The organism is Paenibacillus algorifonticola, assembly GCF_050481745.1.
Lineage (GTDB): Bacteria > Bacillota > Bacilli > Paenibacillales > Paenibacillaceae > Pristimantibacillus > Pristimantibacillus algorifonticola_A.
The window spans coordinates 1-15,947 of sequence record NZ_JBCNGR010000033.1 but is presented as its reverse complement, the minus strand read 5'-3'; the positions used below and the strand labels follow the sequence as shown (position 1 = coordinate 15,947).

Annotated in this window: 13 protein-coding genes and 3 pseudogenes; 6 read left to right on the top strand and 10 right to left on the bottom strand. The window is 50.9% G+C overall.

Going from position 1 to position 15,947, the window contains the following annotated elements:
• Positions 1 to 36 precede the first annotated feature (36 nt).
• Positions 37 to 990: a GDP-mannose 4,6-dehydratase gene (locus ABEW34_RS23720; RefSeq protein ID WP_430161983.1), complete on the bottom strand. Its 954-nt coding sequence runs from the start codon at positions 988 to 990 to the stop codon at positions 37 to 39.
• Positions 987 to 2,033 (bottom strand): mannose-1-phosphate guanylyltransferase, encoded by a 1,047-nt coding sequence (locus ABEW34_RS23715; RefSeq protein WP_430161982.1) that lies wholly within the window; start codon positions 2,031 to 2,033, stop codon positions 987 to 989. The genes ABEW34_RS23720 and ABEW34_RS23715 overlap by 4 nt, the downstream gene beginning before the upstream one ends.
• Positions 2,034 to 2,370: 337 nt before the next feature.
• Here ABEW34_RS23715 and ABEW34_RS23710 point away from each other — a divergent pair, with 337 nt between their 5' ends.
• On the top strand, positions 2,371 to 2,943 hold the full coding sequence (locus tag ABEW34_RS23710; RefSeq protein ID WP_430161980.1) for a hypothetical protein: 573 nt from the start codon (positions 2,371 to 2,373) through the stop codon (positions 2,941 to 2,943).
• A 145-nt stretch (positions 2,944 to 3,088) separates the two neighbouring features.
• Here the strand turns inward: ABEW34_RS23710 and ABEW34_RS23705 are convergent, their stop codons facing one another.
• The 3 genes from ABEW34_RS23705 to ABEW34_RS23695 form a co-directional block, all read right to left on the bottom strand.
• Complete coding sequence (locus tag ABEW34_RS23705; RefSeq protein WP_430161978.1) at positions 3,089 to 4,156, bottom strand: GT-D fold domain-containing glycosyltransferase; 1,068 nt, start codon at positions 4,154 to 4,156, stop codon at positions 3,089 to 3,091.
• A 151-nt stretch (positions 4,157 to 4,307) separates the two neighbouring features.
• Positions 4,308 to 5,030 (bottom strand): glycosyltransferase family 2 protein, encoded by a 723-nt coding sequence (locus tag ABEW34_RS23700; RefSeq protein WP_430161976.1) that lies wholly within the window; start codon positions 5,028 to 5,030, stop codon positions 4,308 to 4,310.
• A complete protein-coding gene (locus ABEW34_RS23695) occupies positions 5,031 to 6,179 on the bottom strand; it encodes a glycosyltransferase (RefSeq protein WP_430161974.1) in 1,149 nt (382 codons plus the stop codon).
• Positions 6,180 to 6,378: 199 nt separating this feature from the next.
• On the opposite strand from ABEW34_RS23695, the gene ABEW34_RS23690 reads away from it, so the two are divergent.
• The 3 genes from ABEW34_RS23690 (at position 6,379) to ABEW34_RS23680 (ending at position 9,575) form a co-directional block, all read left to right on the top strand.
• On the top strand, positions 6,379 to 7,053 hold the full coding sequence (locus ABEW34_RS23690; protein WP_430161972.1) for a class I SAM-dependent methyltransferase: 675 nt from the start codon (positions 6,379 to 6,381) through the stop codon (positions 7,051 to 7,053).
• Positions 7,054 to 7,129: 76 nt separating this feature from the next.
• Positions 7,130 to 8,239, top strand: a complete 1,110-nt coding sequence (locus ABEW34_RS23685) for a glycosyltransferase family 61 protein (RefSeq protein WP_430161970.1) — start codon at positions 7,130 to 7,132, stop codon at positions 8,237 to 8,239.
• A 163-nt stretch (positions 8,240 to 8,402) separates the two neighbouring features.
• Positions 8,403 to 9,575 carry a glycosyltransferase family 4 protein gene (locus ABEW34_RS23680; protein WP_430161968.1) on the top strand — a complete coding sequence of 391 codons (1,173 nt, stop codon included), beginning with the start codon at positions 8,403 to 8,405 and terminating at the stop codon, positions 9,573 to 9,575.
• On the opposite strand, the gene ABEW34_RS23675 is transcribed toward ABEW34_RS23680, so the two are convergent.
• Positions 9,572 to 11,518: a DUF4214 domain-containing protein gene (locus ABEW34_RS23675; RefSeq protein WP_430161966.1), complete on the bottom strand. Its 1,947-nt coding sequence runs from the start codon at positions 11,516 to 11,518 to the stop codon at positions 9,572 to 9,574. The two genes, ABEW34_RS23680 and ABEW34_RS23675, sit on opposite strands and share 4 nt — an antisense overlap.
• A gap of 209 nt (positions 11,519 to 11,727) precedes the next feature.
• Between ABEW34_RS23675 and ABEW34_RS23670 the strand changes: the two genes are divergently transcribed.
• Both ABEW34_RS23670 and ABEW34_RS23665 read left to right on the top strand, forming a co-directional pair.
• Positions 11,728 to 12,384 (top strand): acetyltransferase, encoded by a 657-nt coding sequence (locus ABEW34_RS23670; RefSeq protein WP_430161964.1) that lies wholly within the window; start codon positions 11,728 to 11,730, stop codon positions 12,382 to 12,384.
• A gap of 24 nt (positions 12,385 to 12,408) precedes the next feature.
• Entirely contained in the window at positions 12,409 to 13,521 is a 1,113-nt protein-coding gene (locus tag ABEW34_RS23665) for a DegT/DnrJ/EryC1/StrS family aminotransferase (protein ID WP_430161962.1), read from the top strand.
• A 591-nt stretch (positions 13,522 to 14,112) separates the two neighbouring features.
• On the opposite strand, the pseudogene ABEW34_RS23660 reads toward ABEW34_RS23665, so the two are convergent.
• The 4 genes and pseudogenes from ABEW34_RS23660 to ABEW34_RS23645 all read right to left on the bottom strand — a co-directional run.
• Positions 14,113 to 14,582: pseudogene (locus tag ABEW34_RS23660) on the bottom strand (DUF6985 domain-containing protein).
• A 17-nt stretch (positions 14,583 to 14,599) separates the two neighbouring features.
• Positions 14,600 to 14,740 (bottom strand): annotated as a pseudogene (locus ABEW34_RS23655) (HNH endonuclease); the annotation flags it as partial.
• A gap of 282 nt (positions 14,741 to 15,022) precedes the next feature.
• Positions 15,023 to 15,145, bottom strand: a complete 123-nt coding sequence (locus ABEW34_RS23650) for a hypothetical protein (protein ID WP_430161960.1) — start codon at positions 15,143 to 15,145, stop codon at positions 15,023 to 15,025.
• 10 nt (positions 15,146 to 15,155) lie between these two features.
• Positions 15,156 to 15,947: pseudogene (locus tag ABEW34_RS23645) on the bottom strand (hypothetical protein); the annotation flags it as partial.

The window sequence follows — 15,947 nt, the reverse complement described above, 5'->3', positions numbered from 1 at the left end:
GCTGTTCCCAACAGACGTGGTCATCCTACATGCAGCCTAACCTAATTCCGCCCGCCAGTAGCTTAGCAAATCCTGCATCGTCTGCTCAAAAGGAATTTCCGGCCGCCAGCCTGTACGATGATGAAATTTAGAATAATCGCCGATCAGCTCGGGCACATCCGCAGGCCGCAGCCGTGCCGGATCTTCCTGAATCGAAATGGTGCTGCTGCTAAGGCCGACCAGCGTCTGCAGCATCTCGCCAATCGCCCGGGAGCTTCCCGACGCAATATTGTACACTTCTCCAGGCTCGCACTTTTCAATAGCCAAGTGGTACGCTCGCACAACATCGCGCACATCGGTAAAGTCGCGCTTTGCCTCCAAATTGCCTACATATAGAACGGGCGTCTTCAGTCCCCGCTCGATTTCGACAATTTGCTTCGCAAAGTTGGAGGTTACGAACTGCTCGCCGCGCCGCGGTCCTGTATGGTTGAAAGTTCGCATGCAGACAATATGCATCCCATAGCTGCGATAATATTGGTAACCTAAATAATTTTGCGTAATTTTGCTGACGGCATAGGGACTGAGCGGACGCAGTGGTGTCGTTTCCTTTATCGGAATATCCTGCTTATCCACTTGGCCATATTCCTCGCTGGAGCAGGCGATCAGCAGCTTGCAGTTAATTCCTGCCTTTCGTACCGCTTCCAGCAAATGAATTTGCCCGGCAATATTGTTGTAGATTGTCGCGAGCGGCGATTCCCACGACTTTGGCACGAAGCTTTGCGCTGCCAGATGAAAAATCATGTCCGGCTTAACGTCAGCTATCATTTTTTCCACATCTGCTTCATTAGTCAGCTCGCATTCATACAGCCTCACAGCAGGCAGCAAATGAGCGATATGCTTAATGCTGCTGGTCTTTCTGACGGTGCCGGACACTTCCATTTGATGCGCCAGCAAGTATTCTGCCAAATGGCTTCCGGCAAAGCCGGTTATGCCTGTAATCAATGCTTTCACGGCATGCCTCCCTCCCGCTCAGCATCCATCGCGGCTATCGCTTGTTTAACCGCCTGCTCCTGCGTTTTATGACAAATCAGCAGTCCTTCGTCCGTCGATACGACGATCAGATTATCAATGCCAATGACCATTACCCGCTGCTTCTCCGCGTAAACAATGCTATTGCTCGTGCCTGTCGGATAGATTTTTCCGAGCAAAATATTCCCATCGCTATCCACTCCGAATATGCGTTCAAGCGACGTCCACACGCCAACATCGTCCCATGTAAAAGCAATCGGCAGCGTATACAGTCGTTCCAGCTTTTCTATAAGTGCATAATCGATAGAAAGCTTTGGCAGCTGCACATAAGCATGAGCCAACTGCTCTCCTTCAAGCTCAAAAACGCGCCACATCTCCGGCTGGTACAGCTGCATGTAGCCTGCAATAGTCGACGGCTTCCATATAAAAATGCCGCTGTTCCAGTACATATTCGGTATCGCGATCAGTTCCTCCGCCCGCGAGAGCGTCGGCTTCTCGATAAAAGCTTTTACCGTCTTTATGTCTGGCCCATATTTGCCATCTTCATGCTCATCCGCTTCAATATAGCCGTATCCCGTCTCTGCCCTTGTTGGCACAATCCCCATCGTTACGACAACGCCTTCATCCCGAGCCGCCAATTCCGCTGCTCGCAGCGCCTCTATCAGCTCGGCAGCATCTGGAATATACTGATCCGAAGGAGCCGTTACAATAACATCATTTAATCCCCGTTTCTGAAAAAAACTCGCCGTCAGCGCAATGCAAGGGGCCGTATCCCGCTGCTCTGGCTCAATAATGAGCTGATCTTCACTGAGCTGCGGCAACTGCTCCCGAACAAGCGGCAAATAGTTGCGGCTGACTGCTACATATACATCCTCCTCCGGCAAGCAGCTGCGAAAACGGCTGTACGTTTCCTGCAGCATGGTAGCCTCGCCGGATGTTAAGGAAAGGAACTGCTTCGGCTTTGCCGTCGTGCTTCTCGGCCAAAAGCGCGTCCCTTTCCCCCCCGCCATAATGACCGCCTTCATGCCGGTTCACCCCAAAATAAATGGCTTTCTATTATACATGTGCGTGTAGCCAATATGCAGCTCCTTCCTACCATAGCCGGCCCCGAAAGTATAGAATAGTATCGTCTCTTCAACATCGTATGCTTTGCTAGAGCTTTCATAGTGGACGAATTGCCTGCCCTTGCCGCAAATCGGGCATTTATCGCCGCCTGTATTGCATTTGAAGAAGCAGGAGGGCCATTCTCACAGCAGAACCTATCATTTTAGAAAATATACGATTATCCTTGGACAAATACCGTTGCTCTCTCTCTCTATCAACATATGATGTGGTATACGATTGAAAGGAGATGAATCAATTATGGGTGAAACAGGATTAACTGGCCTAACAGGACTTACTGGCGCTACTGGCGCTACTGGTGCTACTGGAGCTACTGGCCCTACCGGACCAACAGGACCTACTGGACCTACTGGACCTACAGGATTAACTGGCCCTGGTTCTGCTGTTGTAGGTATCCAGGGTGCTGTTCCGACTTCTATCACTGCTGCTGATACAGCTGTTGTTGCTGCTACTCTAATTGTTCCGGTAACGGCTACTTCCAACCAAGTGATTATTGAAGGTACCGTTAATGTATCCCTTAACTTTACTGCTCTTCTGGTTGTAGCGCTCAACCCGACAATTACAGTAGACCTGCTGCAAGACGGCGTCACTGTTGCTACAGTAGCAAGCTCCGACTTGCTTGCAATCACGCTGCTTGGATTGTTCTCTTTGGACAGAGTAATTCCGATCACTTACTTCAACGGCGGCCTGGCTGCAGGCAGTCACACGTACGAGCTGCAAGTTACAGTATCAGGGGTCGTCATCACGACAGGTACTACAGCTGACATCACTTACTCGTCGCTTACTGCTACAATTGGCACTATCCCTTCCTAAGCGCTGCTGCGTCCATTACAGCAAAACAACCGTCCCTCACGGGACGGTTACATAAAATCGCTTTACGAAAAAGCTATACGATTGACATTAGCTTCCCTGTTTAATTATGAGGAGAACGGGTTTGAATAACGCTAGCTGCCACCGATTAAGCCTGAATCGGGGCCTCCCCTTTGATAATTGAATTAGCCATATGGCCAAAATCAAGCGCAGCCTTGCCCATTTCCGCTGCTATCGCATCCGCAAGGATTACAGCCGCAATGCCTGCTGACACTAAAGCCAGATCAAAGTTTTGCCCTCTGATCTCCCCCATCACCCGGTCCACATCATGGATTCCCTGAACCTGCTCAACAGCTCCCGCAACCACCACGCCGCTCTCAGCGAGCACTTTGGCGAGCGGCTGCGCCAAATTCCCAACAACAAGCACTCTTCGTCCTTTCATCAGGCGGGACAAATGGCCGTCTTGAAACAAACGATAATTAACGAGCGAATCTGTCAGCACTTTACTGCGAAAATCAATGCCATACGATTGAAAAACGGCCGTAGCCAGCCGTTGGTAGTTCGGCTGCCGCAGCTTGGGAATGCCTACAATGTCAGCCCGCTTTACCGCTGCCAGCAAGCGGTCGCGTGCAGCAATGTCCGGCACCTTCACTCCGGCATACTCTAAAAACCCGCCCTCCTGGCGAATCTGTTCAGTCGGCAGCACACTTTCCTGTGCCAGCGTCAACAGCTCACCATCACCAAGACGGACGACAGATAGCGGCTTGCGCTGCTCCAGCGCTTCCAGCAATTTCCCTGCCACCTGCTCAGCTGTCAAAAGGTGGACGACGCGTTCTCCTAGCGCAGCGATGCCCGATGCGATGACCTGTGCTACGGATGTATCTGGAAGCACATGAGTTTCCGGCAGCTGCTCGTCGATGATGGCATCACCGCCTTCGTAGCGCCCGATTTTCAGCCCTTTCTCGTAGCCAGCCTTCTCAGCTAGCTCCCAGCCATGCGAGTGATCTGTTTTTTCTCCCTCTGCCTGCTTGCTTCCATCTTCATAGCCTTTACTGTAGCCTTCCTGATGACCGATTTGATAACCATCCTGATAGGGTATGATGGCCGCCTGTGGCTTGTCGGGCTTTGCCGAACGATTTTTACTCTTTGAAACGGTACGCCTCTTCCGCCGCTTAATCGGAATGCTGGAGGCTTTGCGCCTTCTTGCTTTTTTCATGCTGAACACCTCCTGCTTTGGTGCAAAATTTGGATTTGGTCAAGGTGAAACGGCTGTCGCCGGCCTTTGGCGGCGAGGCGCATTTCATTCCGAGTAATATAGAGAAAGGATAGCTTAGAAAGGACAGCTTTAAGATATCCTTTCCTATATTTTAAATAAACTGCTGCGGATCCACACCCCACTTGTCTGTAAACAGCTTCCGATTACGGGCAAGCAGACGCTCTACCGCATCCTGTCCCTCTTGTTTAAAGCTTGCGCTGCCATGATGATAAACGAATGTATCCTTAGCCATCAGCAGTCGGTAGCCTGCTTGCCGCGCACGATAGCAATAGTCATCATCCTCATAATGACCGGGCGAGAAACGCTCATCCAGCAGACCAATTCGGTCCATCAGCTCCCGCGAAAACAACAGGCAAAAGCCAACCAATCGGCTGACCTCCTCATAATTGCCTCCCGCCTCTGCGGCGAGCTGCCTCGCCATCTCCATATAATTGCCGCGCATCTCGATTTGCTGCTTGCCACTTACAAAGTTGGACATCGGCCCCGCGATGCCAACCTGCTTGCCGCTTGATAAAGCCTGCCTAAGCTTGCCAAGCCAACCAGGCGCAACCAGCACGTCATTGTTCAGCAGCAGCAGCTGCTCCCCGCGGGCCAGACGAAGCCCCCAATTGCAGGCGGCGGGAAAGCCCTGATTGCTCGGCAAGCCGACAAATGTAATATGCTGCTCACGTAAATAGTCGATTGTGCCATCCGTTGAGCCATTATCCACGACAATTAGCTCATAGGCTTCCGGTGTACTGCTGCGAATGGAATAAATCGCCTCCTGCAGCAGCGGCAAGCGGTTGTAGGTTGGAATAATAATACTGGTCAGCATTTATTCCCCTCCTCCGCCAGCACTTTTGCGTTCCCTTACTCCGTCCGTATATTGCAGGCGAGCATTTCCCGCGTTCATCATCCACGCCAGCGCTTCCAGATGGTCGCCCACAATAAGCCTCGCTACCTGATTGCCCATGCCTACATTTCCCGGACGCAGCCGATTATGTCGAATGACATCCACCATGCTCGCTGTACCAACCTTGAGGCCATATCGGAGTGCAATCGCCTGCGCCTTTGGCGGAACGGCCAGATGCGCTGCTCCAATCGCCTCAATCGCTTTACGGGAGAGCGCATGTGGAACGGCAGTCAAGGAATTAACGGTAAGATCGGGCCGATTCACCGAGCGGTTAATGAATTCCTTCAGCATCATAACTTCATCTCTTCCCGAAAAATTCCCCATATAGGAAGATAAATTATTGAGCACCATATCCGTCCCTCCAGCGACTGCTTCAATAAAAGGCAGCAATTGCTCCGCAGCAACCGGAATATCTGCATCGACGAACAATACGATATCCGAAACCGTTGTTCTTGCGCCCACCGCCCGTCCCACATCATGACCGAGTGCTCCGGCGTAATGAATGAGCACAGCTTTGCTGCTTTCCCGAACTTTGCTGGCCGTCGTGTCGGTCGAGCCGTTCACCACAACGACGATTTCATTTAGAGGAAGCCTCTCCAATTGCCCAATCATGGAAGCCATGGATTCCTCTTCATTCATCGCCATCACTACCACCGCCACCGTCCGGTTAGTTGGCAGCAGCACCCAATTTGGCGCTGGGCTTCCCGTAGCGGCAAAATATCCCTCTATGAAGGCCTTCATACAGGCCAAATATGCTGATTTAGAAGCTGCCCCGCCCGCCGCAAGACAGTAGCTATGCCATAACCGCTGCAAGTGCTGCAGCTCATCGGCTGGCTCAGGCTCCTGTCTCGTCGTTAAGCCCGCTGCGAGACCTCCGTTTCGCGCTTTTGCACACAGCCCTCGGATGATTGCAGGCTGCAGCGCCCACCCGCGCCTCGCCTTCGCCTGGCTTCCGCGCTGTCTGCGCCCGCGGCCCCCTGAGCGTCTGGCTGTGCGGCGGCGAATGCCGCCTTGTGAGCTGCGCGGGGTTCTTCTCCCCGCACGACCGCTTTTTCTACTGCGGCTTCTCAACCTTTCCACCTCGCATCCATTGGGAATTATTCGTTTATGTTGTCATTGTATGTAGGGGAAATGCGCGCGTAACGGCGGCTGTACGTCTATAAAGAGGAGAAATGTGCGCTTTGACTTGGCGCAACTGCCCTATCCTATCTGGCAAGCTGCACATAGGATAGTGTAGTTATGCTTCTATTTTGCAAGGCAGGAGGATGTTATGGACTGGACGTTTCACAACCCGAAATTTATTGCAGATGCAGCACCTGAGCTTCCTGCAAGCTTTATCGCAGGCGGAGCTTGGTCCGGGCATCGAAAATTCGCTTATGATCTTGTCCGTTTTGCTCGCCCAAGCCTAATTGTGGAGCTAGGTACGCTATACGGCACATCCTATTTCAGCTTTTGCCAAGCGATTAAAGATGCTCAATTGAAAAGCTTATGCTATGCGGTGGATACGTGGATGGGCGATGCCCATACCGGAGCTTACGGTACGCTTGATGATTCGATGTACGCTGCGGTCAATGCCGTAAGCGCTCGTGAATTCCCTGGCATCGGAACACCGCTGCGCGGCACCTTTGACCAGGCGCTGGCTGCCTTTCCCGACGGTTCCATTCAACTATTGCATATTGACGGCTATCATGCATACGAAGCCGTTCTGCACGATTACACGACTTGGCTTCCGAAGCTTGCGGAGGGCGGCATCATTTTATTTCATGACACCGTTGTTCGGCTCGCGGATTTTGGTGTTTACCGGCTTTGGGCGGAGCTTTCGACAATGCCTCATTTGCATTTCGAGCATTCCAACGGTTTAGGGGTTCTGTTCCCTAAAGGCTGCCCTGCCAAATTCCGGCCGATCATTGGGCGGCAGCAGGAGCTTGCCGATCATTACGGTTAGAGATGGAAGCATATTTTGCAATTCTAGCATTATGCAGCGCGTATAACGATAGGCCAAGCGCGCTGCATGATTCGGATTGAAGGAGGCGATCCCTATCTATACTATCCCTCAGCAGTTTTATGAAAAAACGAGAGATTGGGCGCAGCAAGCGGCTGTCCCTCCCGATCTGCTTTCCTATTACTATCAGGTCATTTACCCAGCTGAAACGCTGACGCTTCCTGCGGGCAAAGGCATCGACCAGCCCCGCTGGGTGACGACTTCTGCCTTTGACGAAGCTTTTCTGGCCTCCATTCCTGGCGGACGACTGGTGACGAGCAACGCTTATGTCGTTACGCCGGACAATAAGCGGCTGCGTGATGTCGAGCTCGACTGCCCGCTCATTGATTTCTCGGAGCTGCCGGAGCCTCAGCACTTCAAGGGAACGGTCGCCACGCTCATTTGGGGCTGGAATATGCCTCATATTAATGCCTGTACGCAAAACATTTTTGGACACTGGTTTTTCGACCTGCTGCCCAGGCTCCATTTGCTGGAGAAAAGCGGCATTTCAATTGACAAATATGTCATTGGCAAGCTGTTTCACCCTTTTCATTATGAATCGCTCGCCATGCTCGGCATTCCGCTCCATAAGTGCATTCAGGTCGAGGATGCGGACTTCCATCTGCTCGCCGACCGCCTAATCGTGCCAGCGGTGCCGCTGATGGTCGGCAAATGTCCGCCGTGGGCATCGCATTTCATGGCTAAGCGGCTTAAAGCTGACCGGGGTGTGAAAGCCAAAAAGGGCTTTGAGCGTCTCTATATTACCCGCAAGGATGCCGCGGCCCGCTTTGTCACCAACGAGGACGAGGTTCTCCGTTATCTCAAGAGCAAGGGCTTCAGGGAAATCGTGCTCACTCCGCTCTCTACCGCAGAGAAAATTGCGATTTTCTCGTCAGCGCAGCATATTGTGGCCCCCTTCGGGAGCGGGAGCATCAACATCGCTTTTTGCGAGCCGGGCGCAGCTCTTTTTGAGCTTGCTCCTTCCACCTTCGTTGACCCTTATTTCTGGAAGCTATGCGCACATGCTGGCGTAGACTATTATGAAATCGTATGCGAGGTGGAGCAGCCACCCAAGCCCTTCGTTGGAACGGACAATATTGTCGTTAATATAAATAAGCTTGAACATGTGCTGAAGCTCGCAGGCATTTAAACCCGCTGCGGGCCTGTACATTGCTCCTGGTGCGAATAACTGCCCGCTCGCCGACATATATTGAATTCGCAAGCGCAACATTTTTCATATTTCACGGAGCAACGGCTGGCATCCTTCCTGATAGGCAGGAGACAGCATCGTCGCCAGCAGGAGGTTTGTAACAATGCGGATTCTTGTATGGTCTGTCCATTTTTCCATCGGCGGTGGAATGAGGCTGCTCCATAATTTGATTTCAGCTATGGCCAGGCAGCCGGATGTCGAACAGATCAGACTCGTCCTCTCGCCCGATTCCCTCATACGAAATGTTGCAGAACTACGGGCATTAGACAAGGTTGAGATGGTATCCACCCAACACAGCATCGATTCCGACCAAAATTCCTATCTGCTTGTCGGCATAGACGTCGTCTATTATTATTGGCCGCACACCCACCCCTATCACGCTCTTGACCGTCCAACTGTCTGTACCTTTCATGATACGACGATGTTTGATTATGTACCTCCATTTATGGATGGCGAGCAGCTTAAGGGCCACTGGATTTTATCAAAAAAATGGCTGGATCACGTCACGTCCGTTGTCGTTTCTTCTGAGCATGTGAAAAATCGACTCATTGCCCATTTCGGCGCCCGCCATCACTTGGCAACTGTCGTGCCCCATGCCATCACACCAATTGCCGCACAATATTCAAGCCAAGTCTCTCCAGCCACCGCTGCCCGTATTCCGTCCAAATACATCATTTATCCATCCAATACGTCGCCGCATAAAAACCATAATAATCTACTCGAAGCCTTGTCCCACTGGAAGGGGCGCACAAAATGCCCGCTAGTGCTCACCGGCTATTTAACCGAAACGCTGCGGCAGCCGTTTCCGGATTGCACACCGCAGCATAGTTGGATTCCAACGCTCATCTCCACCATTCGCCGAACAGGACTTGTCGTCAATCGTGATCTTTACCCGCTCGGCTTTGTAGGGGATGAGGATATTCCCGCGCTCATTAAAAATGCTTGGGCTCTCATTATGCCCAGCCTTTCGGAAGGTGGCGGGAGCTACCCGGTCGAAGAAGCGCTTCGCCTCGGTACCCCGGTGCTCTGTTCGGACATTCCGGTCATGCGGGAGCATTTGGCGCGGCATAGTGCCAAAATCGCCTGGTTCAACCCCCACAGCCCTGATTCCATCGTTCAAGCGCTAGAAGATATGACTGGAAATTATGATGAATACAAAAATGCCGCCGTAGCGGGCATTCATGATCCAGCTGAAAGCTGGGATGATGTGGCAAAACGTTATTTAAACGTTTTTCGCGATACGTATTGGCGGTATTACGGCAAGCTGCTGCCTTAGTCGGCAGCTGCTTGCACCTCTTCAATGATGTTTGCATAATCTCCTGCGACATCCAGCCATCTCCTGTTCAACGCGTCGCTAAGCGCGGCCTGCTGACGTGGGACAACCTCTTCTCCCTCCCGTGACAGCCGTCCAATAGCGTCCGCCATCTCCAGGATATTATGCGGGTGAAAGGTTGCGAAGCAGCTCATGTCGCTAATAACCTCCTGCACCACTTCCAGCCTTCCGAAGGCGACCGGCGTATTCATCAGCAGCGACTCCAGTATTGGAAAAGGACAACTGCCCTCGAACAGTGTTGGGACAATTGTGCCTGCGGCATAACGGTATAGGGAAGGCAAATCTGCCGAAGCTATGCGCCCGATAAACACGATTGAGCTGCGAATATCCGGATCGGCAATTTCGCTCAGCGCTGCTAATATTTCCTGCTGCCGCGGGCGATTTCCAAGATCGTCTGTAAAAACAAGCTTCATCCCGGATGCTCTTCCTGCTTCCGTCTGCTTGAACAGCGAAAAGGCTTTGATGAGGCCCTCATGATTTTTATGCAGCCTTATAACCGACGGGAAGGTCAAATATGGACCATCCAGTTTGTAGGCGCCGCGGAACTTCTCCTCGCTATGCGTTTGAAAGACCGCATATTCCTCATGCGGTGCTGCAAAGCGCACAACAGCCGTTTTGTGGACAGCCAGCTTGAGAAACTCCAATCCCTCATGATTGCGCGTAAACTCCGAAGCGAAGACTACCTTCGCCGCTTTCTCCGTCACCTTTTGTGCTACAGAATGGATATATTGGTAATGCTGGGTATACGCGCTGTACAGCTCTGGCAAATGCAAATATACGAGATCATGCAGACAAACCATATAAGGTTTTTCCAAATATTGGGCGAGTGCCATCCCTACATACGGCACAATCCATATATCCGCAGGCACGGTGCGGTTCACCGTATCCATGCTGTCTGTTCGGTGCAGTTTCAAGCGATCGCCATAAGCCGTGCGCAGCGGGGCGTAAACAGCCGCAGCCTCGGCATAATTTGCTTCCGTTGTCGCCACATGAAGGGTGAAATCATGCTCCAGTGCAAGCAAGCCTTCCGACAAGCGGACGATGAAACGGCCAATGCCTTCGCCATCCATCGCAATTTGCACCCCAAAGCAAAGGAACATGCCAATTTGCCGACTGTTTACACGGGCTGCACTCGCTGCAAGCGGAGGCAAATAAGCCGTTTTAATGAGCAGGCCGAACTCCTCCGACATGACAAGGCTCGCTATCCATGCGCGGCGCAGCAGTCCTTGCTTCAAGGCCGTCGTGTATCGTCCTACTTTATTGCTATCCGGCGCCCGATTGAGCATTTGCACGTGAATGCCATGAATAAAATCCAAATCCGCAGCGGGGAACAAATGCTGAATCAGATGGGCAGTCGTATTCGTTTCTCCAGAAGGCACGCGGGAAAAAATAGCTTCTGCCTCTGCGCTCTGAAGAAGAGCCGCAGCAATAACCGCCCGAGGCGTACCATGGGCCAAATGGCTGCGATGTCCGTTAAAGCCTTCGCTATCCGGTTCGCGCTGGAGTACCTGTCGATACAGCTCCCATATAAAATCATCATCCCCCAGCCGGAATACCCGGCGCAGCAGCTCTACAATTGGTGCCCCTGCGGGCAATCCGTGCCGGAAGGCCGCATTATTCGCTTTTAATTGCTCTGTATCTATTGGTGCTGGAGGCGGCTCGACCGGTGCCGGCGGCTCGACTGCAAGCTGTAACTGATCGGTTGCCTTCTGCCTATTCCTGCTTTTTTTCGAGCCGCGCAGTTTCCTGCCGCCCCGCTTGCCTTTGCGTCTTCCTGTCCTTGCTACTTTTCCAGCTCGCGCCTGCTTGCCGCGTTTTCTTCGCGATATGCGGCTATGCGAGCCGCGCTTCGCTGTTCCTTGTTTACGAGCTCTTTTGCGTTTCATATCACGCCTCCAATCGCTCTGCCTTCTCCATAGCGTATTGTCCCGCTGATAAAAAGCAACGGCACATGCCCCCGCCTGCTAGGGATTTCAACTATATTTGAAAAAATGGACGACTGCCCGGCTGCGAGTGAAGCAATTTTTCGGCCTTTGAATATGATGGGAGTAGCTGCATCACCCCCTTATTTTATTGTTGAAGGAGCCTATACGGCATGAATGCTGTTTCAGCGAATCCTTATCGTACCCTTGTTGTTGGAGCCGGCGGACATGCCAAAGTCGTCGTTGATATTCTTCGTACCAGCCGGACATATGAGGTTATTGGCTGCATCGGCCGCGAGCAAGGCGGGCAGGTCTTGAATGTCCCCGTGCTTGGCGACGATTCCCTGCTTCCTCTGCTGCTGGAGCAGGGTGTACGCCATGCTTTTATCGCGATTGGCGATAATGCGACGCGGCTGCGGCTCGCCAACCATGTGCAAAGCCTCGGCTTTGAGCTGATTAATGCCATAAGCCCGTTAGCTTACATCGCTCCCAGCGCCACGCTCGGCTGCGGCATTGCGGTTATGCCGGGAGGCATCATCCAGCCGGATGCTCGAATTGGCTCCCTCACTATTATTAACACGGCTGCCACAGTTGACCATGATTGCATCATTGGCGAGGCTTGCCATCTGGCGCCTGGCTCCACACTGTCCGGCGGCGTAACGGTCGGCGACGGCTCTTTTCTTGGAACAGGCACTGTCGTCATCGACGGCATTCGCATTGGAGCAGGCTGCATGATTGGCGCCGGTGCCGCCGTCATTCGGAATATTCCGGATCAAACGCTTGCCGTTGGCGTTCCTGCTACAGTGAAGCGTCTTTTGAACCAAGAGTGAACGTAACACGGAGGAGGCATAAAGTTGGGCGACAAATTTTATCCGGTTGCCGTTCCTATTTTTAATGGAAATGAGAAAAAATACGTCATGGATTGCCTGGATTCCACCTGGATTTCCTCAACAGGCAAATATATTCATGCGTTCGAGGAAGCTTTCGCCGACTATTGCGGGACGAAATTCGCTGTCTCCTGCAGCAATGGCACAACCGCTCTGCATTTAGCTCTGCTGGCTCACCGGGTAGGCCCTGGTGATGAGGTCATCGTCCCGACGCTGACTTTTATCGCTACGGCCAATGCCGTCACGTATTGCGGAGCCACTCCCGTCTTCGTTGACAGCGAGCCGGATACGTGGAACATGGATCCCGAGCTGCTGGAGGGGCTGATTACTCCTCGCACGAAGGGGATCATTCCCGTCCATCTGTACGGGCATCCTGCCAATATGGATGCTATATCGGAAGTTGCAGAGCGGCATGGGTTGTTTGTGCTGGAGGACGCTGCGGAAGCGCCCGGCGCAGAATACAAGGGCAAGCGGACCGGCTCGCTGGGCCATACGGGAACGTTCAGCCTATTCGGCAACAAAATCATTACGACCGGCGAAGGCGGCATGATTACGACCAATGACGAGCAGCTTGCCCGCAAAATGCAGCTTCTGCGCGGACAGGGCATCGATCCCGCCCGCAAATATTGGTTTCCTGTCATTGGCTACAACTATCGCCTGACGAACTTGCAAGCGGCGGTTGGCTGCGCACAGATGGAGAACATCGACTGGCATGTCGGCGAACGGATACGCGTCGCCTCGCTTTACCGCAAGCAGCTCGAAGGAAACAGCGCCTTTACGCTGCCTTCGGAGCAGCTATGGGCGAAAAACGTTTATTGGATGTTCAGCATCCTGCTGAACGGTTATAACGAAGAACAGCGCGGCGCTTTTATGGAACGTCTGAAAGAACGCGGCATTGAAACGCGGCCGTTCTTCTATCCGATGCATGTGCTTCCGCCGTATCAAGGCATGCAGCGCAACGAGGAATTCCCCGTCGCAAACCGCATAGCGGCGCAAGGACTGAATGTGCCGACCTACGGCGGCTTGAATGAACAGGACATCGCCTACATTTGCGATTGCCTGCGGGAAAGCCTGCTATAAAGCGGCTGATTGTTGGCCCCCCTTTTCAGTCTTCATCCATGCTGCTCCAAGACAATAAGCTTCCGGCTCCACGCTATTGGTGGGGACGGAAGCTTATTCGGGCTGATGGGTATGGGGCTACCCTTTTATACTATAGCGGCTTGTTTACTTGGGTTCGCTCGTACCTTAGTAAGTTTTCTTTATTCGTCACTGGTTTTCCCACCATTTATAGGTCTGGAGTTTCACCTCTTTAAGGTTGAGAAAATTATGATTCAAACGTAGTTCTTTCTTGAAACTGCTCTACGTCGCGTTGAATTATGTTTAAATTTCTCCATGTTCATGGTTATTAATCTCCTTGATATGATCCTGTTAGTGCAGTTGTCGCAACTCGTATGGAGTGGTTTTATTTTACCTCACTTTTCAGGGTCATTTCCCTTACAAAAAAAAGCATACTCCATATTTTCATTTAAGTGGAATATGCCTTTCAATTTTAGTTGTTTTAGATTAAATCAATAAAGCATGAAAATTATAATTGATCCGGATTTGGTTTGAAAAAATATTTAAATAAGTAAAATTCATGCAGTTACAATAGATAGAAAACTTGCTAAAACTCTAGAGGGCAACATCTTGGTATCCTACCCTAGCGACTTCTTCATCGATTAGACGAATGCCAACCCCATTTTCCATGTCCCATTTACAGTCAAACGTTAGTCCAATATATCTAGCCTCAAATCGTCTCGCAGAAGGTACATAAATCCCTACTAGCCTAATATTTCCAAAAAGTTCGTCGATGTCTTCAATTAATGGGTAATTCTCATTGTATGAAACATCATATCCAAGCTCAAACCGTTTTTGTTTATAATAATCTAATATCGGTTGCAAAATACTTTGTTGAAGATGCCCCCAGTTTTCTATTAAAGAATTATACGAAGCATACTGTTTCTCACTAAATTCACCATCGTCATCTCCGTCTACCATCAAAGCAATATTGGCTTCTGTTCCACAAAATTCAATGGTAGTATTCCTGCTCCACATATAATCATATTCAAGAGTTCACCGAAAACCACATCATTTATTTTCACTTTGAGAAAGCTCCTTTCTAATTATTTGTAAATCCACCCGGCTTAAATGCTCTTGCGTTTATCTCTCCTACGCCACCTAGATGTCCGAACTTGCTATTAATTTCTGATGGCACAAGTTGTATCGTTTACCCGTCATTTACTTCGTACCATGTTAACCGCGGGTACAAGATTGTCACCCATCTTCTTAATCGTCATAGCATTCTGAAGCTTCTTCCAACCAGTAGCTGCTGCATCCTTAATATCCAATACATTACGTATCAATTTCGCTTTAACCACATCTGCGGCATTCCCAATCCAGCCCGTCAGCTACCAATTGCTTTCGTGAGACGTGAATCCATTATACCACCGGTTAAACCGCCAATTCCCATATCCAGCGCCATTGTGCCAAAACTAAGGCCTTTGCCTTCCATCGTCTGACGAATGACACTCTCGAACCCACTCTACACTGCACCAAACGCCATACATCCACCTAGATTCGCCATCGGTCCGAACGGGCCAAACACCGCCCCAGATATCGCCCCAATGACCGTCTCTCGGAAGGCAGTTGACACATACGTGCCCATATCGCTGACCTCACCGCGGGCAATATCGGACACTGCTTGGCTCACAACAGCAGTGGTACTGCAATGGCTGCTCCAGCCAGTACCATTCCTTTTCTGCATCATTAAGTTCTCCCTTTTGTGCCTTTTGCCATGCATGTGCAATATCAGGATCAGCTTGAAAATATAATTCTTCGTAGGGTTTACCACGAACAGATAACTGTTTAGTATCTAAGAATAAGTGCCTTTTCATTTTTAATATCTGTTCTTCTGTTAATCCTGTATTTTTAGCAACAATTGCGATGTCATCAAGCCCTGATTTTCTAATCTCAATGTACTTCCGCTCAAGGAATGCTTGAAATCCATCTTCAGGCACTGTGATATGCTTTTTCATTTCAACAGGATCTGTTATAAAATCAGATTTGCCCGTCCCCTCAGCCTCATTCTTCAAACGATCCGCCAATTCCTTCTTACCAGCCTCGGATTCGCTAAAGATATCCTTATGATGCTGTGACGGACTGGAAGGTACAGAATCAGGACTATTATGAAGTTTAACATTTCCTCCAGGACCCGCAGGAACAAGATCATCGCCCACCTTCTTAATCGTCAAGGCATTCTGAAGCTTTTTCCAGCCTGTAGTTGCTGCATCCTTTATATCCAATGCATCACGTATCAGTTTCGCTTTAACCGCATCTGCCGCATTCCCAATCCAGCCCGTCATTTTATTCAGCGAATCGCCAAATGCGTTGCCTAAGGTCTTCACAATTTTTGCATTTGCAATCTTGCTACCAATTGCTTTCGTGAGCCGTGAATCCATTATACCACC

Bases quoted from the DNA above. Each gene is read 5' to 3' on its own strand.
- ABEW34_RS23715 (WP_430161982.1), bottom strand. From the start codon at position 2,033: ATGAAGGCGGTCATTATGGCGGGGGGGAAAGGGACGCGCTTTTGGCCG.
- ABEW34_RS23710 (WP_430161980.1), top strand. From the start codon at position 2,371: ATGGGTGAAACAGGATTAACTGGCCTAACAGGACTTACTGGCGCTACT.
- ABEW34_RS23705 (WP_430161978.1), bottom strand. From the start codon at position 4,156: ATGAAAAAAGCAAGAAGGCGCAAAGCCTCCAGCATTCCGATTAAGCGG.
- ABEW34_RS23700 (WP_430161976.1), bottom strand. From the start codon at position 5,030: ATGCTGACCAGTATTATTATTCCAACCTACAACCGCTTGCCGCTGCTG.
- ABEW34_RS23690 (WP_430161972.1), top strand. From the start codon at position 6,379: ATGGACTGGACGTTTCACAACCCGAAATTTATTGCAGATGCAGCACCT.
- ABEW34_RS23680 (WP_430161968.1), top strand. From the start codon at position 8,403: ATGCGGATTCTTGTATGGTCTGTCCATTTTTCCATCGGCGGTGGAATG.
- ABEW34_RS23675 (WP_430161966.1), bottom strand. From the start codon at position 11,518: ATGAAACGCAAAAGAGCTCGTAAACAAGGAACAGCGAAGCGCGGCTCG.
- ABEW34_RS23670 (WP_430161964.1), top strand. From the start codon at position 11,728: ATGAATGCTGTTTCAGCGAATCCTTATCGTACCCTTGTTGTTGGAGCC.
- ABEW34_RS23650 (WP_430161960.1), bottom strand. From the start codon at position 15,145: ATGGGCACGTATGTGTCAACTGCCTTCCGAGAGACGGTCATTGGGGCG.